Genomic DNA, 20,017 nt, shown 5'->3' with positions numbered 1-20,017 from the left:
GCGCAGCATGTCCTTCTCTTTTTTGCTTACGGCGCTGGCTGTAAAGACTTTCTGCATCATGTTCTGCAGGCGTGTTTCCAGTGTCCTGAGTGACTCTGTGGCAAAAGAGATAAAAGCCCCTTCCTTCTGCACCTGATTCATCAGGGTCATGGCGTGATCAGCCTGCAGGGCGCGTTTTTCAGCCCGGAAGGCTTCATCGGCAAGGGTGAGGAGTTCTTCCTGCTCTCTGATGATTTTGCCCTGTTCGGTCAGCATGGCAATGAGGTCCTCACGTGACAGGCTGTTTTCCATCGTCTTTGCCTTCTCAAAAAGTGCGCCGGTGCGGGCGTAAAGGGCTGCTGCCCGTTCGCGGGCTACCAGCTTACTCTGAGTCTGCAGCGAGAGAGAAATTTCGGTTCGGCCCAGTCGGGCCTGAACGGCAACGGGCACAGCCCGGCGGAAGTGGTAGTGAGAGCCGATAAGGCGAAGCATGACGAGTTCCCGGTCCGGGAAGACAAACGGGAAAATCCCGCAGACCCGTCAGATCCTCATTTTACTGTTATATTTCAATTGGTTAGTGGTGCGAACTGCGGGACTTGAACCCGCACGCTTCGGTCGTAATCAACAAAGCAACCCATTGAAACAGAACAATAATTTTAGACGAAATTATCCTTCATATGGTCACTCTGCGGGCAAACAAGTGGAGCAGTCAAGAGAGGAATTTCTCTGGCTCTGGGTGCTTATATAATGTAGATACGTCGTATAAACTTGAATAGAGGAAAATCATCATGCAGGGTGTTGTCAGGAAATGGGGAAACAGCGCAGCCATTCGTCTTCCTGCTGGTGTGCTTGAAGCCGTCAGCCTGAAGATTGATCAGACTGTTGATGTTCGCGAAGAAGACGGACGGATTATTATTGAGCCGGTCAGGACAGTGCCTCTGAAACTTGAAGATTTAGTGTCAGGTATTACCGACGAAAATCGTCATGATGAAACTGACTTTGGTTCATCTGTTGGTGGTGAAAGCTGGTGAGTGCAAGAGCAAAGACTGAGTGGCTGCCTGATTGTGGGGATATTGTCTGGCTGGAGTTTGATCCGCAGGCGGGCAGGGAACAGGCAGGGCACCGCCCTGCTGTTGTTCTGAGCCCGGCCAGTTATAACGCGAAGGCGGGGATGATGCTGTGTTGTCCAACGACCACGAAAATTAAAGGCTATCCGTTTGAAGTGGCGCTTGCGGGCAAGATGGCCAGTGTGGCTTTGTCAGATCAGGTGAGAAGTCTTGACTGGCGTGTGAGAAAAGCGAAGCTAAAGGGCAAGGTGACGCCAGAAGAACTGGAAGCCATCCGTCAGCGTGTCAGAGCGCTGGTGGGGTAAAGAGAACAGGTTTGTCGATAATTTTCAGGCTATAGAAAAAACTTCGGAAATCAGGTCTCTCAATAGAGTATCCTTACAGGGAGCCAGCAGTGTCGAATGGCTACCCATTCAACAGCTGGCAAGGGGGAGTACCTCCCCCGTTGACCCCCACAAACGACAAAGAGAACAGGATGTCCCGTTATGCCTATTGCCTCATCTCCATCCCGTATCCGGTCCTCTCGGCTCTCTGTTCAGGCCTCGCCCGTAGAGCTTGAACGCTGGAACAATGCAGCGCATGCGCTTGGTCATGCCACAACGGCTGCATGGGTTCGGAGCCTACTGCATGATGCAGAAGTCTCTCAGCGCTCAGGCAAGGATGTTGGTTCTGAGATCCGTAGCCTGCGAGGCGAGCTATCACGTATTGGCAATAATCTGAACCAATTGGCTCATATGGCCCATCTTAGCGATGCTGCGGCTTGTGCCGACACACTTCAGCACATCGACCGCCTCAAGGACCGCACGGACAGTTTGCTGAAAACTCTACGTCCTGTGCGTATCCGCCGGGATAAGACCCCCTCGCATTCTGTTCTCATGCACTTGGTGCACTGAACACACATCGGCCCTCGCAAGGTGCGACACGATGATTGTGCAGGAAACCAGAATTAAAGCGAGTAGCGGGCACCAAGCTGTCTCAAGGCATGTTCTCTCGGGAGCTAGGAACGAAGCCATCCGGCTCACATCGGGCAGCGACTATCTGCTCAAGGATTGGATGAAAGAAGCGAGGCGTGAAGGCATTCGATACGGCCTGCGTCATATCGCCTTCAATCCGTCTGAAGCGATGACAGACCAGCAGCTCTCTGATTTTGCGGAAGACATCTGCCGAGAACTTGAGGCTGATCCCGAACGAACAACATTCGTGATTCATCAAAACCCACGGGCATCTCTTGTTGCCGGAATGGCAAGACAATCACGTTCTCAGCACCAAATTCTCGTGGGTCATTCACGCGACTGACCAAAATCAGAATGAAAGACTTCCGACAGCTTCTTGAAGACGAAGCCTCCAAGAAGCCGCTTTTGGACCTGCGTCCTATCCGTCAAAAGAGTGAAGCACGAGAGGCCAGCTTCCGCGAGCTCTGGATTGACCGAATTTTGGGACATGAAGCTTCACACCGAAGCCAGGAAACGATGAACTATACCAGCTCCATCGACGTGCAGAACCTGAAGAGCGTTATCGAAGCGTTGGAATTCCCAGCATTCCAATTGGACATTCCAGATAGCTGAAGGCTGCTAAGTCCGGAAGACCGGACCGCTTTATGGAAAGAAGGGCTTCGGCCAGACGGGTGAGGTCGAGAGAAGAACGCGTCATGGTCAAGAGCACCGAGCCACTTCGTCGCTTTCCGCAGAGCCCGCGTTATATGCCATCGGGGCCCAAGGCCAGCAAAGCGCCTCTGTGGGATCGTAATTGCGATGGTGGCTTTCGGTCAGCAAGCACATGCTCGACACGCAATCGGGTGACAGATTTTCAAGCATGGGATTTCTGTATATTTTCTACGGCTCTACGATACCGCCATAAATCTCAATCTATGGCGATATTATAGCACATTATTTTTTCTTTTATTGGAAATCTGTGTTGCTTGCAAAATAAGAAATTATGACTAACACTGTCAGCGTAAATTGCTAGTTTTGTTTTGACAAGGTTGATCGTAATGAGTGCTTTTTTCGAAGACGATGAAATCAATTCGGAGGACATTAATGAGAGCAAAACCGAAGAAACAGATCTTAGAAATGCGGTACTCTACAATACTGATTGGACTGTTGAAACAATAGTAAATCAGATAAAGAAAAACAGAATAGATTTAAGTCCTGCATTTCAGCGTAGAGACGCGTGGACACTTAGGCATAAAAGTCTCTTCATTGAGAGCATTCTTCTCAATTTTCCTATACCATCAATTACGTTAGCCGAAGATAGCGATACAAAACGTCTAATTTTAGTTGACGGAAAACAAAGGCTGACGACGTTATCTCAATTTATGGGAAGTTCTTTAGGATCTAAAAATAATAATTTTAAACTTACAGGGCTATCGCAATTAAGTCATTTGAATGGAAAGAACTACACAGATCTTGCAAGTGATTTTGTTGTAGAATCTATAACGTTTGATAATTTTTCTATACGAACAAATATTATAAGAGGATGGAAAAATAACGAAATACTTTATAGTATTTTTCACCGATTGAATTCAGGGAGTGTAAAACTATCCCCGCAAGAGCTTAGGCAAAGCCTGTTCCCAGGTGATTTTGCGACATTTATTCTGGTATATTCAGAGGAAAGCTCTGCGTTAAAAGATATTTTCCCAGGAATTGAGCCTGATTTCCGTATGAGGGATGTGGAACTGATAACTAGATACCTATCACTGGTTTTATTTATTGAAGACTATAGCGGAGATTTAAAGAAAAGCCTCGATGCCACCGTAGAGAACCTGAATACGACTTGGCCCGCTTCTGAAGCTGACATTCGGTTAAAATTGCAGATTTTCGAAAATGCTTACCAAGCTCTTAAAGCTGCTTTTGAAAAGAAACATCTGTTTAAAAAGTGGACTAATTCTGGTTGGGAAAAAAGAACAAACCGAGCGATTTTCGATGCAATGATGTTCAATTTTCAAGATAAATCGGAAATATCCAAGATAATAGGGAAGAAAGAAGATATTCAAGAAGCATTTAAGGAAGTATCTCAAAACAAAAAATTTGTTGAGTCAATAGAAAGAACTACGAAAACGACAAACTCGCTCTATAATAGAATATCTATATTTGGAGATGCCCTTAGAAAGAGGGGCTTTTCTCCACCGAAATTGGAGCTTTTGGAAAATAAAATTAAGGTTCTGTAATATGTCTGAGAATACGGAATTTTATAATTTATTCTGCTCCGGGATTTCGGAACGAAAAAGAGCGCTTATTTTTAAAGACGGAGAAGATGATTACTTCTTTCCTCCTCTTGGCAACGAATGGGATGCTGACTTTGTAGAAAATACAAAATGTGATGCATTTATACTATTTTTCGTGGCAGAATTGGAGAATTATTTTGAAAGTATAATAGAAGCTTTCATGAAAAGATATGAGGGAACCTTTAAAGGATATTTCCTTAAAAATTGTTCGGCTGGCGAGGGATATATACTAGCAATACAAAGTAAAATCCGAGATATAAGTAAGAACCATAATACAAATTGGCAAAAAATTTCCCCGTTATTTTCTTTTATAGGGATGTCAAAGGAAAGACATTTTCCTCAAGATTACTGGGATGAAGTAGATAATATAGTGAGTCATCGAGGGCATGTTGCCCACAATGGGATGCATCTACGAGTAGAGACTGATAGGAGAATATTTATTTCTCAAATAAAAACAATCATAGATAAAACCAATCAATTTGATAAAAAGGTTTTTGAATGGTTAAGTAGTGTTGATATTGAAATGGAAAGACTAAGTGCTCTTTCTAATCTTTCATTTTCTCCTAATTATATTTGATAGTACACTGTGGTATTTTTCGTCCCAAAAACACCTGATTTGGGAATAGGGTGATTTTGCATGGCTGGGAGTCCGGTTCTGCAATTCTGGGACAGGGATTGCGGGACGGATTTCAGGAGTTCATGGCCCGCCAGGCTGTCATCTTGGAGACGTGGAGGAGTTTCGCCACTTCTCTGGCAGACAGGCTCTGAGCCTTGAGACGACGCGCCTGAGCGATGTCCTCTTCTGTCAGGGTCGGCTTTCTCCCAAGGCGGATGCCTTTGGATTTGGCGGTCTCCAGTCCTGACAGCACACGCTCGCGGATGATGTTGCGTTCGAACTCCGCAAATCCTGCCAGAAGCAGGAGGAACAGCTTGCCTCCAGCGCCTGCGGTATCAATTCCCAGATTGAGAATCCTGACAGAAATCTCCCGCTTTTTCAGTACGTCGATCAGTGTGAGCACATCGAGGGCATTACGTCCCAGACGGTCCAGTTTCACCACGGTCAGGGTGTCCCCGCCTGAAGTCGTCTGACCAATCTCTTCAGGGCCGGACGCGATCTCCACACGGTCGCCCCTGACACTGTTTCCGTCACGATCTGCGTTTCCGGCACGCCCTCTTTCAGAAGGTCCGTGACCTGATTGTCCGTCTGCTGTCGTGATGTGCTTACGCGTGCATAGCCATATTTTCCCATAATCCCTGTCCTGTTCTTGAGGGACACCTTTATGGGACCCTTTCAGGCCCTTCCGGTCTCCTCCCTGAATCATAACAAAATCAGGTGTTTACGGGATAACTTGGAGACAGGCGGTGAGACGCTAGGAGCGTGGTCTTCCACGTCCATCACGGGCTGACAGAGGCGTCTTTCCTCTGTTTTCGGGGAGTGTGTGTCCGGATATGAATGTCGAAATTTTTGGAAAAACACTCTGGATTCACGGAATCGAGGGCCAGGTTCATGGCCTGACCCAGTGGACCGAAACCTCAACCCAGACCACCAATGGCACCGCCACGCATCTTGGTGGAGGCAATTACGTCATTAACGGGCCTCAGGTTCATACCAATACAACGCATCACCAGAAGTTCTGGGTGGTCTCGCAAGGTGGACGGGAGCGTCAGGACCTTGGAAATTATCCGATGCGCGACGGTCAGACCGCCCGGCTTTTGTGGGTTGGTCTGGAAGGGCGTCAGTCCACCGGATATGTCCTGTTCCACAACCTTTCCACACAGGCAGGCTGGAAAACACCCGTGGGTCTTCCCGCACCCATCCGGCAGAACGGGTTTGGCAGACTGACCCGTCGCTATCTTCTGTGCATTCTGCTTCTGGGAGGTTCTGCTGTTGCGACCAGTCAGGGCCCCGCTTTGCCTCCTCCCTCAACGCTGTGTGTTGTGTCCATTCTCCTCGCAATCGCGCTGCTTCCCATAGGCTTCGTTCATCTGTAAACCAGTTGAATTCAAGGAGAGAACGACGTGGTTTCTGCCCCAAGTGACGTGAAAGGGGATATAGCCCTTTGTCATCGCTTACCTGTAATATTGGAGACTTTACGGTCACTGCTTAGAGAAGAAGTGCTACCTTCTTCTGTTTTGCCTGAGATATCGCCAGAACGTATTATTGCCCTAACTGAGTTAATTATGCCTTTGCATAATCAGGAATGGGAAAATGGTTGTGCTATTAACGTCTGGGATATTGCTGGAATAAAGTATAATGAGGGCCGTAATAGCGCAATTTTAGCGTGGCTTCTGAACCCTCAAGGTACTCATGGTCTGGGTGCACGTGTAATAGATCATTTGTTACGGGTGGCTCGTACAAAGCAGTCAGGTTGGCCTGACTTGAATGACAGCCTAACGAACCTATCAGTTGTTACTGAATGTTGGCCTGTTGGTAGTACTACTGAGCGTGTTGATATTGTTGTTGATGGCGATAGTTTTACGCTTTTCGTAGAAGTTAAAATTCAGGCACGGGAAGGTAAGGAGCAGTTAGCTCGTTACGTAAAAGCAGCAGAGGTAAAGCGGCGGGCTACGGGAAAGCAATATGGTCTAGTGCTCTATCTTAGCCCTATCCCGCCTGTGAATCCTCCTGATGAAGTGGCGTTTATTACATGGCGCGACATAGGAGGGATTTTGAGGGGCTTACCCAAAAGCGGCTTTAATGGTGCCATTATTCAGCAATTTGCTCAGCATATTGAAAAGTTTTACTAAGGAGAATGAGAGATGAATAGTCCTGAACTGAACAGTGTGCTTGTAAGGAATATCGGCGACTTGGAAGCGATTACAACACGTCTCTTTATACTGGATACTGTTGTCGATGACACAATTAACGAGATGACAAATGCTTGGGCTGTCGAAAATGACTGGTCTGCTCAATGTGATGAAGATGATTGGTGGCTGGCCCCTACTGGCGATGGTTGGTATAATCCAGCCAACGAAGATGAAAGCGGAGCATATTTTACTTGGGGTGATTTTGAGGACGTAAACGAAGATAATTATATGGTTACGCAGTTGTGCCAGAAAGGGCATGACAAAGTTGGTATCCGATTTGTACAAGACTTGATAACGCGCAGCCAATGGAAGAAAATTGTTGGTGAGTTGTCAGACCTTATAGCTGGTACTGGGTTTGTTTTGGAAGAAAGTAAGAAGAGCTTTTTCTTACCTATCAAGATAGACTCTGAAGTCTTGACTGCTGGAATTACTGATGATGACATTGAAGCTGGCCTGAACCAGTACAAAGACGTTCTTAATCAGCTTTTACATGTCAAATCCGTTTTTGATAAAATCATTGCCAGTCTTAAAGAGATTGCGGCAGGTAAAGAATAGCGGGTAGCCAGCCGTGCAAACCAGCGGACACGTTGTGTTCCGATGGTTTGCAAACTGGTCAGAGGGAGAGCGATGCTCTCCCCCGTGACCCTCCTCTTTTCCATATATGTACTGCCCTGCAAGGTGCAGGCTAAAAGGACAGGTTTCTGTGCTTGTGGGGGTCAACGGGGGAGGTTCCTCCCCCTTGCCAGATGTCGAATGGGTAGCCATTCGACACTGCTGGCTCCCTTTTAAATTGTCACGTTTGCAAAGGCTGTTTCGGGGTAGCTTATGGCTTCAATGGTTTGTTGCAAATTGGCGGTTGAAATGCCGGTCAGGTAGGTTGTAGTGCCCTGACTTTTGTGGGTTGCTTCATGGCCAAGCAGGCGGTCTATCCATATTTCCCGAATGTCGGCTTTGGCATTTCTGAGCTGGGTCGAGACTGTGTGCCGGAACGAGTGGAACGTGATTTCAGCGGGCAGACCGATACGGGTTTTGAGTAATGAAAAAGCCCTGCCAAGGGCTGCGCCCCTGATACCCTGTTTTGAGGTTTCCAGACCAGGAATGAGGTAAGGGCCATCAGTGGTATCCTTGAGGGCCAGAACTCTTGCTTTAATCAGTTTCGCATGGACTGGCACAATGCGAGTGCCTGCTTCTGTTTTCGGTGCCCAGCCAGTTTCGGCGTGTGGCTGAATGAGGAAACAGGAGATGCCATCGATGATTTGCAGGTCTTCTTTGCGCAGAGTGCAGATTTCACCCAGTCTCATGCCGGTATAGGCTGCAATGAGGGTGACCAGTCGGAAGGTCTGCTCTGGCACGGACGTGCTGTGCCAGGAAGATGACGCCAAGAGTGCCAATTCTTTAGTTGTCCAGCTTCTTCTGATGGTCTTTTGCCCATTCTCGAAATTCCAGCCAGTCCATGGGTTGCGCGTGACCAGTTCGCGCTGGAGGAGCTGGTTCCACAGGGCGGAGAGCCTCATCATATGATTTTTGACACTCTTACCGCTCAGGGTTGGTAAACCGCCTTCTTTGGCTCTCTGTGCCTCTTCCTCAAGGGTGAGACTGCTTTTGCGTTTGCCCAGCGATGCGGGGAGGGAAAACAGGAGGTCACGGAAGGCTCCTGCCTTCTCGCCCCCTATGATCGATACGGGAGCATCTCCAAACGCTTGCAGGAAGAGGTCTACTGCTCGTTGTGTGGCTTTCCTGGTGTCTGCACTGGCGTGGGGATTATCCAGCACAAAGCGTTTCAGGGCACCCGAGAGCATCAGGGGAGCAGCTTTGGGTGCCAGCGTTTGTTTGCTCTGCTGCTGAGGTTTGGGCATTGGTGCTGGCACTGGCACAGACCCTGTTTTCGGCACAGAAAAAAACTGGCTGACGCTCTGCAAATCCCGCAGTGCAACCCGCAGTCCCTCAAGCCTGTTTAAGGCGTCTGGTTCAGCCAGCACAGAATGGGCCTGCATGAACAGTTCTGTGGTTCTGGCATGAAGGAGAGACGCGCGTTTGCGGGCTTCGTTTTGATAACCAGTTTTCAGAGAAACCCAGATTTCCCGCCGGTTTAAGGCTGTTCGCAGGGCAGGGGGCACGATACGGCGAAAGTGGTAGGTGGTGCCTCGGATACGGAGCATAGAAACTTCCCTCGATGGGGAAGGATGATGGAGCAAAGACCGTCTTTGCCCCTCATTCAGCCGAAAAATCGTGCTGTTTCAGGTGTCTGTGGTGCGAACTGCGGGACTTGAACCTGAACTTACCCGCAGTGACCCTTTTCTAACCCGTTGAAACAGCAAAAAGAATGCGACAGGCTGTCTTCTGTTTTATGAAATATCTTCTATCACCGGTTAAACAGTCTGGGAAGCGGAGAGGCTTAAAAACAGAGAGTGAAGCTGTCACTTTGTTTGAAAAGAGGTGAATATAACTTATCTGTTTTCGTCTTTTTTCAGACGTCAGAGCACGGTATTACTTTTCTCGGTAGAGGGGCTTCTTTTACTGCCAACAGGAGAAGCAGCTGGTAACAGAGCCCATCTCAAGGCTGATTGCAGAACCAAGTCTTTAAGAGTAGTCGTTGAAGGGCTATTGTCCTCGTATCAACTTTTGAGGCCCACATTGAACCAGACGTCCCACAGCAGCCTTGTTTCTTTCATCTGGCGCATTGCCGACGATTGTCTCCGTGATGTGTACGTGCGGGGCAAGTATCGCGATGTGATCCTGCCGATGGTTGTACTGCGCCGCCTTGACACGTTGCTCGAGCCGACCAAGGACGCCGTTCTGGAAGAGGTTCGGTACCAAAAAGAAGACATTGGCGTGATGGAGTTGGACGATGAGCCGCTCAGGGATGCCTCTGGTTACGTCTTTTTCAACACCAGCCACTGGACCTTAAAGAAGCTGTATAGCACCGCCACCAACAACCAGCAGATTCTCCTAACCAACATTGAGGATTATTTCGACGGCTTCAGTGACAACGTCAAAGAGATCATAGGTCGCTTCAACCTGTTCGCACAGATGCGCCATATGGCGGAGAAGCAGGTGCTTCTGGACGTCATTGAGAAATTCGTCTCCCCCTGGGTCAATCTGACCCCAAATGACATTGAGGATCCGGAAGGTAACACGCTTCCGGGCCTTTCTAACCTGGGTATGGGATACGTCTTTGAGGAACTGATCCGTAAGTTCAACGAAGAGAACAACGAAGAGGCAGGGGAACATTTCACCCCGCGCGAGGTGATCCACCTCATGACGCACCTGCTTTTCGACCCGATAAAGGACCGTTTGCCCCGGATCCTGACGATTTACGATCCGGCTTGCGGGTCGGGCGGCATGCTGACTGAGGCTCAGAACTACATCACGGATGCAGATGGCCCTTTCCATGCCCACGGGGACGTTTACCTATATGGCAAAGAGATCAACGACGAAACCTACGCGATCTGCAAATCCGACATGATGATCAAGGGCAATAACCCTGAAAACATCCGCGTGGGCTCCACCCTCTCCACCGATGAATTCTCCGCCAGCCGCTTCGACTTCATGCTGTCCAACCCGCCCTATGGCAAAAGCTGGAACAGCGAGGTGAAGTACATCAAAGACGGCAAGGACGTCATTGATTCCCGTTTTCAGGTCGAGCTGGCCGATTACTGGGGCAAGGTCGAAACGATGGATGCCACCCCGCGCTCATCAGATGGCCAGCTGCTGTTCCTGATGGAGATGATCAGCAAGATGAAACCTACCCGCGCCAGCCCGCTGGGCTCGCGCATCGCGTCGGTCCACAACGGCTCCAGCCTGTTCACTGGGGATGCGGGCAGCGGAGAATCCAACATCCGCCGCTTTATCATCGAAAATGATATGCTGGATACCATCATCCAGCTGCCCAACAACCTGTTCTACAACACCGGCATCACCACCTACATCTGGCTCCTGTCCAATGCCAAGCCCGAGGCACGGCGCGGGCGGGTCCAACTGATTGACGCCAACCTCATGTTCCGCAAGCTGCGCAAGAACCTTGGCGACAAGAACTGTGAGTTCTCGGATGAACATATCCAGCAGATCACCGAGGCCTTCCTGAACTTCGCCCCTGTCGAGCGCCAGATCGACGCGGCGGGCGATCCGCAGGGCATCGCCGTGCAGGTCTTTGACAATGCGGATTTCGGCTACCACAAAGTTACCATCGAACGCCCGGACCGCCGCCGCGCGGGTTTCAGCGCCGAACGCCTCGCCCCCCTGCGTTTTGATAAGTCCCTGCGCGAGCCGATGGAGTGGCTCTACGGTGAACACGGGGATCAGGTCTATCAGCCGGGCTTTCTAAAGGAGCAGATCAAGGCGATCTCCGCTTGGGTAGAGGAAGCCGGGCTAACCCTGAACGCCAAGACGAAGGCCAGGCTGCTCGATACCACATACTGGGTCAAGCTGCGTGACCTGCTGGCCACGGCGACCCAGATCATGAGCGATGTGGGCCTTGAGGAGACCGACGACTTCAACGACTTCCGCAAGGCGGTTAACGCCGCGCTCAAGGCGCGTAAGATCAAGCTGGGCGTGACCGAGAAGAACGCCATCCTGAACGCCGTCAGCTGGTACGACGAGACTGCCAAGAAGGTCATCGACAAGAAGCACAAGCTGACCGTCGCCGAGGTCGAGGCGCTGACCACGCATCTTGGCTGTGCGGCGGAAGATCTGGCCGATTTCGGTTGGTACCGGCAGAGGGATGGCAGCTACCTGACCTATGAGAGCACCGCAGAGCTGCGCGATGCCGAAAGCGTGGCCCTGAAAGACGACATCCACCGCTACTTCCGGGCGGAGGTAAAGCCGCATGTGGAAGACGCCTGGATCAACCTCGACAGCGTGAAGATCGGCTACGAGATCAGCTTCAATAAGTACTTCTACCGCCACAAGCCCCTGCGCAGCCTTGAAGAGGTGACGCAGGACATTCTGGCCCTGGAAGAAAAGGCCGACGGGCTGATTGCCGATATTCTTGGTGTCGAAGTCGCGACCAAGCTGGAGCCGGCGGAATGAATATCGCGGCATACCCGAAGTATGACAGCTATCAGGATGTCAAAATCTCTTGGTGCGAAGAGCTTCCTTCGCACTGGACGACCCAGCCTATTAGAAACCTATTTACAGAAAGCCGTCGTAAGAACGGCGCTGGCAAGAACAAAGACTATCTGTCGCTTATGGCTAATCGGGGGATCATTCCTTACTCGGAGAAGGGTGACGTAGGTAACAAAATGCCAGCTGACCTCAGCGGCTGCAAACTCGTCGACGTTGACGACTTCGTATTGAACAGCATGAACTTTGGTATTGGCTCGTTTGGCGTGTCGAGCCTCAAAGGCGTGTGCAGTTCAGTCTATGTAATCTTGAAGGCGAATAATCCAGCATCGATTAGGTACTACGAGCGGATTTTTCAGCACCCTCAGTTTCAGACATTCTCGCAGTCCCTTGGCAACGGCATTCTTGCGCACCGTTGCGCAATCGGCTGGGATGAATTGAAGAACTCTCACTTTCCCGTGCCACCCGTCGAAGAGATTCAGGCTATCGCGGCGTTTCTGGATGGGAAATGCACGACGATTGACGAGGCGGTGCGGATCAAGGAGGAGCAGATCAGGCTCTTGGCCGAGCGCAGGCAAATCCTGATCCAGCAGGCCGTCATCCGCGGCCTGAACCCTGACGCCCCCATGAAGGATAGCGGCATCGACTGGATCGGACAGATCCCCGCGCATTGGGTGGCCCGCCGGAACTTCGCTCTCTTCCGGGAGACCAAGAATGCTGGAAATGCTGGATTGCCCGTTCTGTCCGTCTCGATCCACAGCGGCGTTTCTAAGGAAGAGCTTTCAGAGGAAGAGAACATTCGCTCGATCATTAAGATCGAGGACAGGAGTTCGTACAAGGAAGTCCTTCCCGGGGACATCGCCTACAACATGATGCGCGCCTGGCAAGGCGGCATCGGTGCTGTTCACACTCACGGCATGGTCAGCCCGGCCTACGTCGTGGCCCGCCCTATCGTCGATTTGGTCGCCGACTACTTCGAATTGCTCTATCGGACTCCGGCATTCATCCGGCAGATGGACGCGAGCTCGAAGGGTATCACCGATTTTCGCAAACGTCTCTACTGGGATGACTTCCGCGACTGCCTGACCATCGTCCCACCAAAGGCGGAACAGGAAGAGATCATCCGGTATTCCTCGGATATATCAGCAAAGTTCCATCATGCCATTTCACTCAAAGAATCCCAGATCACCGCATTGCGGGAATACAAGACAAGCTTGATCAACGCGGCGGTGACTGGAAAGATCAAGGTATTGTAAACGCCCAGCCCCTCAACGGGGTGGGACGGAAACTCATTTGAAAGCAACGCCATGAATGTCGCGGTCAGCAACACCAAGGAAATTGCCCTCGAACAGGCCATCGAGAGACGGCTTTGCGGCGCGAGCTCCGAAGAGCTGGCCGCCGGGGCCATCGCCTCTGGTCCTTTCCGTATTGGCCAGCCCGCCGATTTCGACGCGACCCTCGCGCTCGACCATGCGAAGCTCTGGGAGTTCCTCGAAGCCACCCAATCCAAAGACCTCGACAAGCTCAAGCAGCACAACCCCGCCGACTGGCAGGCCAAGATCACCGGTCAGCTCGACAAGCTGATCAAGTCCAGGGGCCTGCTGCATGTCCTGAAAAAGGGCCTGCCCGTCGACAACGCGCATTTCCACCTGATGTATCCCGCTCCGCTGGCCAGTTCGGCGCAGAAGGTCCACGATAACTTCGCTGCCAATATCTGGAGCGTGACGCGGCAGGTCCATCACAGCACCGCCAACCCGAATGAGTCGGTGGACATAGTGCTGTTTTTGAATGGGCTGCCGCTGGTGACGCTGGAGCTGAAGAACGCCTGGACCCACCAGACCGCCCGCTATCATGGCCAGAAGCAGTACCGTGAGCGTGATGTAAACCAGACCCTGCTGCGCTTTGGCCGCGTGCTGGTCCACATGACCGCGGACACCGACGAGGTGTGGATGACAACGAAGCTGGCGGGCGCCTCGACCTTCTTCCTGCCGTTCAATAAGGGGCACAACGAGGGCGCGGGCAACCCGCCGAACCCGAATGGCCACAAAACATCTTACCTGTGGGAAGAGGTTCTGCAACCGCAGAGCCTTGCCGGGATCATCCAGCATTTCGTCCTGCTTGAGGGCAAGAAGACCGACCCGCTGGCGAAGAAGACGCTGATCTTCCCGCGATATCACCAGCTGAATGTGGTCCGAAAGCTGCTGTCCCACGCCGCTCAGACGGGCGTAGGGCATAAATACCTGATCCAGCACTCTGCCGGCTCGGGAAAATCCCACAGCATCACCTGGGCCGCCTACCAGCTGATCGAGACCCATCCGGCGAAGCTAGACCTGCCGGGCGCCAGGGCGCTGGACGCCCCGCTGTTCGACAGCGTGATCGTCGTGACCGACCGCCGCCTGCTGGACAAGCAGCTGCGCGACAACATCAGGGATTTCTCCGAGGTCAAGAATATCGTGGCCCCGGCGTTGAAGTCCTCGGACCTGAAAGCAGCGTTGGAGAACGGCAAGAAGATCATCATCACGACCATCCAGAAGTTCCCCTTCATCATCGACGGCATAGAGGATTTGGGCGACAAGCGTTTCGCAGTGATCATCGACGAGGCGCACAGCGGCCAGAGCGGCATCGCCAGCGACAAGATGAATCAGGCAATGGGCGGCGACCCAGACGAAGATGACGCGCAGGACAAGATTGTGGCGGTCATGCAGGCCCGCAAGATGCGCGGCAATGCGTCCTACTTTGCCTTCACCGCAACGCCGAAGCCGATCACCCTGGAAAAGTTCGGTGAGCAGCAGCCGGACGGCCGCTTCCGCCCGTTCCACCTGTACAGCATGAAGCAGGCGATCGAGGAGGGCTTTATCCTCGACGTGTTGGCGAATTACACGACCTACAAGGGCTATTACGAGATCCAGAAGTCCATTGAAGACAATCCCCTGTTCGACACATCCAAGGCGCAGAAGAAGCTGCGCGCCTATGTCGAGCGGAGCCAGCAGACGGTCAATACCAAGGCCGAGATCATGGTCGAGAATTTCATCGACAAGGTGGTCAACCCCAAGAAATTGCGCGGCAAAGGCAAAGGGATGATCGTAACCCAAAATATTGAGGTGGCGATCCGCTACTATAAGGCCGTACAGGCAGAGCTTGCCAAACGCGGTAACCCGTTCAAGGCGCTAATCGCCTTCTCGGGCGAGAAGGAGGTTGATGGGGTCAAGTACACCGAAAGCGAGATGAATGGTGTACCTGAGGACAAAACCCGCAGTGAGTTCGATAAGGATGAATTCCGCCTGCTGATCGTCGCAAACAAGTATCTCACCGGTTTCGACCAGCCGAAGCTCTGTGCGATGTATGTCGACAAAAAGCTGCAGTCGGTTCTAGCAGTCCAGGCCCTGTCCCGTTTGAATCGGTCCTCCCCCAAGCTTGGCAAACGGACCGAGGATCTGTTTGTTCTCGACTTCTTCAATTCGACCGAGGACATCAAGGCTGCCTTCGACCCGTTCTTCACGGTGACGACCTTATCTGAGGCGACGGACGTGAACGTCTTACACGTGCTGAAAGCATCTTTGGATGATGTCGGCGTCTACGAATGGTCAGAGGTGGAGGAATTCTGCAAAAGGTTCTTTAACGGCGAAGATTCCGAAAAACTCAGCCCCCTGATTGACGTGGCTGCCGAACGTTTCAACACCGGCCTGGAACTGGAAGACCAGGAGAAGATCGACTTCAAGATCAAAGTGAAGCAGTTCGTGAAGATCTACGGCCAGATGGCTGCAATCATGCCATTCGAAGTGGAGGTCTGGGAGAAGCTCTTCTGGTTCCTGAAGTTCCTAGTCCCGAAGTTAAATATCAAGGACCCGAACCAGGATGCGTTGGATGATCTTCTCGAGGCCGTTGACCTTTCGTCATATGGGCTAGAGCGGACAAAGCTAAACCAGACCATCGGCCTGGACACTTCAGAAGCAGAGCTAGATCCACAGAACCCCAATCCCCGGGGCTACCGCGAAGGAGAGGTGCAGGAAGACCCGTTGGAAGAGATCATCCGCAGCTTCAACGAACGTTGGTTTCAAGGGTGGAGCGCCACCCCGGAAGAACAACGGATCAAGTTTCTAAACATCGTTGAAAGTGTTCAGGCCCACCCCGATTTCGAAAAGAAATTTGATGAAAATTCTGATCCTTACAGCCGTACCTTGGCATTTGAAAAAATTATGAGAGAAGTCATGCTAAAACGCCGGAAAGAGGAGTTGGAACTCTACAAGCTTCACAACCAGGACGAGGCGTTCAGATCTGCACTATACCAAAGCGTTAAGGAAGCTCTGACACAGAGTCCGCGCTGACAATGAACTGAAGCGTGCCCTCCCAGACTTCGGTGACGATGAATTCGTCCAATGAACTCGAATTAACCTCCTCCACCGATTGTCCTTCGATTATAACCAGGGGCTGCCAGTTTGATATTGTTGGTCCGAAGGTTGGTCGAATGATAAGCACGTCTGGCTCTGTGCCTTTAGGTCACTTGCGACACAGACCCACGTCATTTTAGGCTCAAAGGATCGCTTTGTGCAGCCGTGCCTTGGGTCAGGGGAAGAGCTGCGGGACGGTAGCGATCCTGCATCAGGTTGACGCAGGCCCGGAAGATAAGGAAGTGACAGACAAGTCCTCCTGGTCAATCTTTGGCCAGCGTTCCTCCGTGATGGATGAATGGCGGCTCTGGCTTAAATGCTGCTACCGGCATGCCGCTGTGGCGCACGTCGGCTCCCCCCCCCAAAGCTGCCTTTATTTTCCGTTACATTGAGGGTGGTTTCCATTGTTGGGGCGTGTCTTTGCGCGTCATTTCCTGTTTTGGTTCAGCCTTCAGCTCCGGAGGGCGGAATATCTCAGCGGGGAGCAGATGGGTAAGCTGCTGAACCAGCTCTCTGTGCTCAGGCATCCCTGGTCTGGTCCTGAGTAACGCACGCAGCTGCGTGATCTCGCGACCAGCCTGCTCTTTTTCAGGCTGGTGAGCCTTGTCCCATCTCCTGATTCTCTCATCGCGGACGCGGACCATCCGGTCAAAGCGCTGGTTCAGCCAGAGTGAGAGCTTCGCAGGCTGAGCCATGGCCGTAAACTCATCGTCATACTCCTTTATGAACCGCTCCAGGGCGGGCTTGTCCTGTGGTGTCAGGATCGTCCTGAGAGGCTCAGGCGGGACGGCCCGCAACCCGGTGATATGCAGCAGGGCCTGCACCACATAACGGATCATGTCGAGCAGCTGCAGAAACTTCTCTTCCATGACCTGCTTACGCCGCCAGCTGATACCGCTCAGACGCCGCCACCAGCTGGCCTGTGCCTTCTGCCATTCTTTTTTGGCTGTGCTGTAACGCTTCCTGTACCGCCTGAGCTGTTTCTGGTATTTTGTCAGTTCATATGTCCATTGCGTCAGGCTGTGCGTGCGGTTCAGGGGAAGCAGGCTGCTTTCCGGTGCCTGACGGGTGAGAATGGCCTCCTTCTCTTTGATTCTCTTCACGATACAGGCGCGCTGGCTGATCTCGTCCAGACTCATCGTTCTGTGTGCTCTGCGTCCTGCCGGGGCAGGTGCTGCCTTTTTGAGAGAGTCTTTCATGCCCCTGACCGGGATACGCCCCGGTGGCAGAACAGGTTTTATCTGTGGTGCTGTCTGCAGTTTTTCCTGAGCAAGCAGTGTGCGGAATTCTGCCATCCGAACTTTAGTCAGGCGGGTAAAGCTGCCGATCAGCGTGCCCTTCCTGTCTTCAATGATATGGGCTCCGGGGCGCGTCTCTGAGCGGTCTCCCTCACGCATGAGCAGATCATGTTCTGCCAGAGCAGCGCGGAAGGATTTCAGACCGTCAGACTGTGCCCAGAGAGCACAGATCAGCTTTTTAAGAGCCGGGAGGTAAGTACCCTGACGCTCCGCCATGCGCCGGGCCTGCGCTATGTAGGCAGCACGGGGTTTCTCCTGCGCTGTGGCCGGTATGAGTGCTTTTATCTGCTCAGCCTCACGATTCCTGCCTTCCTGCTCAAGAGCTTTGACAATCGGGCGGTCATGACGTCCGGCGACAAGAGCATGCCCCAGCCTGATTTCTTCCAGTCTTGCCAGTTTCTCTAACCGTATCCAGCTAAAACGACTGTCTAAAATATGGTCCTGCTGCCATTCCGGCAGGAGCAGATGCCCGTGCGTGCTCCCGTCCTTCTGATGGATGACAAATGTGATATGCTCAGGATCAGCCTCAAATTCACGGCAGATCGTCTGTGCAAACTCAGAAAGCTGTGTGTCTGTCATGAATTGTGCGGGATTGAAGGCAATATGGCGCAGACCATAGGTAAGCCCCTCACGTCTTGCCTCGCGCATGGCGTCACGAAGCAGCCAGTCTGACCCAGACATGATCCTGATCGCCTCGTTTTTGGGTCCGTGCAGAACATGTCTGGTAATTGCTCTGGCCCCGCTGTCTGTTCTGATCCGGCTTTCCTGAATAATCACGATACAGCATCTCAGGACTTTCAGTGCAGGATCACAGCAGACCGTTCGCACCTGCGACGGGCTGAGGCTCTGCCAGAGCGGGAGAGACGTGCGTCACACTGTCTGATCAGCGTCTCAAGATCCTCCAGCACTGCCCCGCAATGGACGGCATCGCCACAGTGGGCAGAGTGTGCCAGCTGGTTGAGATTGTTACCAGCACGGGAGAGTTGGCACCGTATCTCGCGCAGTTCATCGGAAACACGTGATCCGTCATGCCCGGCCAGTTCTGCACTGCTCAGGAGCACCCTGATCCAGTGGGAAGTTGTGGCGTAACCATGCTGATGGGCGATATGATTCCAGTGCTCCAGTTCAGCAGGGCTGGCTCTCACAGAGAGGCGGGATGTTCGGTGTAAGGCCATAGGGTTTTCTCCTTTAAGGGGGTCAACGGGGGAAGGATTTCCCCCTTGCCAGATGCTCAGTGGGTAGCCACTGAGCACTGCTGGCTCCCTGTAAGGATAACCGATCAGGACAGGCGATTTCCGAAGTTTTTTATCTTTTATGTCAAAGAGTGCAGAACGTCAGATTTTGCCCTTTGAAATAAGACACTCCGGCGGGTAGTGCAGGGCTTCAATCACCTGTTTCAGATTGGCGACTTCAATCCCGCTTGTATAGGTCATGGTGCCCTGCGATTTGTGGGAGGCTTCATGCCCGAGCACAGTATCAATCCAGAGTTCGCGGATATGGGCTTCCTGGTTTCTGAGCTTCGTGCTGACCGTATGACGGAAAGAGTGGAAGGTCACATCTTCAGGAATACCAATACGCTTTTTATGTTTTGAGAAAGCACGTGCAAAATTATCCCCCCGTTCACCTGTTGATGACACTGTCAGATCAGGAAAGAGGTAATGCTCACCATTATCCTGAAACAGATTCAGTCCCTTCATTCTGAGAAGACCGGAGTGAACAGGAATAATCCGTGTGCCAGCAGCGGTTTTTGGTGACCAGCCCTCTTCGGGGTGAGGGCGGATATGGAAGCAGGGCACCCCGTCAATAACTTCAGTATCCTGACGTCTGAGGTTGCAGATCTCGCCCAGGCGCATGCCGGTAAACATACCGATGCTGATAATGCCAGCCCATGTGTTCTGCGATACCGCAGTGCCCTTCCACGGGGTGCGGGCAAGCAATGCCAGTTCATTATCAGTCCAGCCCCGGCGGACGATCTTTCTGGTGATGTTGAAATCCCACCCGGCCCACGGGTTGCGATCAGCCATGTCCCGCTGCACCAGATGCATCCATAATGCGGACAGGCGGGAGAAGTGGTTTTTAACAGTCTTCCCGCTGACGGTTTCCTGAGCGCGCTCGCGGGCCTGTGCGACCGCTTCACGGATGGGAAGACCGGTTTTGCCTTTGCCATGTGTGGCCGGGAGGCCGGACAGCAGG

At 52.1% G+C, this 20,017-nt stretch carries 19 protein-coding genes; 13 read left to right on the top strand and 6 right to left on the bottom strand.

From position 1 onward, the window contains the following. The coding region (locus GOB58_RS12160) for a DUF6538 domain-containing protein (protein ID WP_338421277.1) at positions 1-471 on the bottom strand (471 nt) is incomplete at its 3' end. 296 nt (positions 472-767) lie between these two features. Between GOB58_RS12160 and GOB58_RS12155 the strand changes: the two genes are divergently transcribed. From GOB58_RS12155 to GOB58_RS12125, 7 genes are all read left to right on the top strand, one after another. Beyond that, positions 768-1,010, top strand: a complete 243-nt coding sequence (locus GOB58_RS12155; RefSeq protein ID WP_173560366.1) for an AbrB/MazE/SpoVT family DNA-binding domain-containing protein — start codon at positions 768-770, stop codon at positions 1,008-1,010. Next, a complete protein-coding gene (gene mazF / locus GOB58_RS12150; protein ID WP_173560365.1) occupies positions 1,007-1,351 on the top strand; it encodes an endoribonuclease MazF in 345 nt (114 codons plus the stop codon). The genes GOB58_RS12155 and mazF overlap by 4 nt, the downstream gene beginning before the upstream one ends. 180 nt (positions 1,352-1,531) lie before the next feature. Continuing rightward, positions 1,532-1,939: a plasmid mobilization protein gene (locus GOB58_RS12145; protein ID WP_173560364.1), complete on the top strand. Its 408-nt coding sequence runs from the start codon at positions 1,532-1,534 to the stop codon at positions 1,937-1,939. A 31-nt stretch (positions 1,940-1,970) separates the two neighbouring features. After that, complete coding sequence (locus GOB58_RS12140; RefSeq protein ID WP_173560363.1) at positions 1,971-2,342, top strand: hypothetical protein; 372 nt, start codon at positions 1,971-1,973, stop codon at positions 2,340-2,342. Between the two features lie 11 nt (positions 2,343-2,353). Then, positions 2,354-2,611, top strand: coding sequence for a hypothetical protein (locus tag GOB58_RS12135; RefSeq protein ID WP_173560362.1), 258 nt, complete (start codon positions 2,354-2,356; stop codon positions 2,609-2,611). 425 nt (positions 2,612-3,036) lie between these two features. Continuing rightward, positions 3,037-4,212 (top strand): GmrSD restriction endonuclease domain-containing protein, encoded by a 1,176-nt coding sequence (locus GOB58_RS12130; protein WP_173560361.1) that lies wholly within the window; start codon positions 3,037-3,039, stop codon positions 4,210-4,212. 1 nt (position 4,213) lies between these two features. Continuing rightward, the gene (locus tag GOB58_RS12125) at positions 4,214-4,846 is read left to right on the top strand and encodes a hypothetical protein (RefSeq protein WP_173560360.1); all 633 of its coding nucleotides are present in this window, start codon (positions 4,214-4,216) and stop codon (positions 4,844-4,846) included. Positions 4,847-4,958: 112 nt separating this feature from the next. Here GOB58_RS12125 and GOB58_RS13400 read toward each other — a convergent pair whose 3' ends face one another. Beyond that, positions 4,959-5,591: a recombinase family protein gene (locus GOB58_RS13400; RefSeq protein ID WP_456304155.1), complete on the bottom strand. Its 633-nt coding sequence runs from the start codon at positions 5,589-5,591 to the stop codon at positions 4,959-4,961. A gap of 127 nt (positions 5,592-5,718) precedes the next feature. On the opposite strand from GOB58_RS13400, the gene GOB58_RS12115 reads away from it, so the two are divergent. From GOB58_RS12115 to GOB58_RS12105, 3 genes are read left to right on the top strand one after another with little or no spacing between them, the layout of a single operon-like run. After that, the gene (locus GOB58_RS12115; protein ID WP_173560359.1) at positions 5,719-6,261 is read left to right on the top strand and encodes a hypothetical protein; all 543 of its coding nucleotides are present in this window, start codon (positions 5,719-5,721) and stop codon (positions 6,259-6,261) included. A gap of 27 nt (positions 6,262-6,288) precedes the next feature. Further along, a complete protein-coding gene (locus tag GOB58_RS12110) occupies positions 6,289-7,017 on the top strand; it encodes a PDDEXK-like family protein (protein WP_173560358.1) in 729 nt (242 codons plus the stop codon). A gap of 12 nt (positions 7,018-7,029) precedes the next feature. After that, positions 7,030-7,632 (top strand): hypothetical protein, encoded by a 603-nt coding sequence (locus GOB58_RS12105; protein ID WP_173560357.1) that lies wholly within the window; start codon positions 7,030-7,032, stop codon positions 7,630-7,632. 230 nt (positions 7,633-7,862) lie between these two features. Here the strand turns inward: GOB58_RS12105 and GOB58_RS12100 are convergent, their stop codons facing one another. After that, positions 7,863-9,236 carry a DUF6538 domain-containing protein gene (locus tag GOB58_RS12100; RefSeq protein ID WP_173560356.1) on the bottom strand — a complete coding sequence of 458 codons (1,374 nt, stop codon included), beginning with the start codon at positions 9,234-9,236 and terminating at the stop codon, positions 7,863-7,865. A gap of 475 nt (positions 9,237-9,711) precedes the next feature. Here GOB58_RS12100 and GOB58_RS12095 point away from each other — a divergent pair, with 475 nt between their 5' ends. From GOB58_RS12095 to GOB58_RS12085, 3 genes are read left to right on the top strand one after another with little or no spacing between them, the layout of a single operon-like run. Then, a complete protein-coding gene (locus GOB58_RS12095; RefSeq protein WP_173560355.1) occupies positions 9,712-12,105 on the top strand; it encodes a type I restriction-modification system subunit M in 2,394 nt (797 codons plus the stop codon). Further along, positions 12,102-13,394, top strand: a complete 1,293-nt coding sequence (locus GOB58_RS12090) for a restriction endonuclease subunit S (protein WP_173560354.1) — start codon at positions 12,102-12,104, stop codon at positions 13,392-13,394. The genes GOB58_RS12095 and GOB58_RS12090 overlap by 4 nt, the downstream gene beginning before the upstream one ends. Positions 13,395-13,445: 51 nt before the next feature. Continuing rightward, positions 13,446-16,463 (top strand): type I restriction endonuclease subunit R, encoded by a 3,018-nt coding sequence (locus GOB58_RS12085; RefSeq protein ID WP_173560353.1) that lies wholly within the window; start codon positions 13,446-13,448, stop codon positions 16,461-16,463. 446 nt (positions 16,464-16,909) lie between these two features. On the opposite strand, the gene GOB58_RS13140 is transcribed toward GOB58_RS12085, so the two are convergent. The 3 genes from GOB58_RS13140 to GOB58_RS12070 all read right to left on the bottom strand — a co-directional run. Then, the gene (locus tag GOB58_RS13140; protein WP_242005340.1) at positions 16,910-18,505 is read right to left on the bottom strand and encodes a hypothetical protein; all 1,596 of its coding nucleotides are present in this window, start codon (positions 18,503-18,505) and stop codon (positions 16,910-16,912) included. A gap of 116 nt (positions 18,506-18,621) precedes the next feature. Next, positions 18,622-18,999, bottom strand: coding sequence for a MobC family plasmid mobilization relaxosome protein (locus tag GOB58_RS12075; protein ID WP_173560352.1), 378 nt, complete (start codon positions 18,997-18,999; stop codon positions 18,622-18,624). 159 nt (positions 19,000-19,158) lie between these two features. Further along, the coding region (locus GOB58_RS12070; RefSeq protein ID WP_173560351.1) for a tyrosine-type recombinase/integrase at positions 19,159-20,017 on the bottom strand (859 nt) is incomplete at its 5' end.

The organism is Acetobacter thailandicus (assembly GCF_011516655.1).
Classification (GTDB): domain Bacteria; phylum Pseudomonadota; class Alphaproteobacteria; order Acetobacterales; family Acetobacteraceae; genus Acetobacter; species Acetobacter thailandicus.
This window is presented reverse-complemented; position numbering and strand designations above follow the sequence as displayed.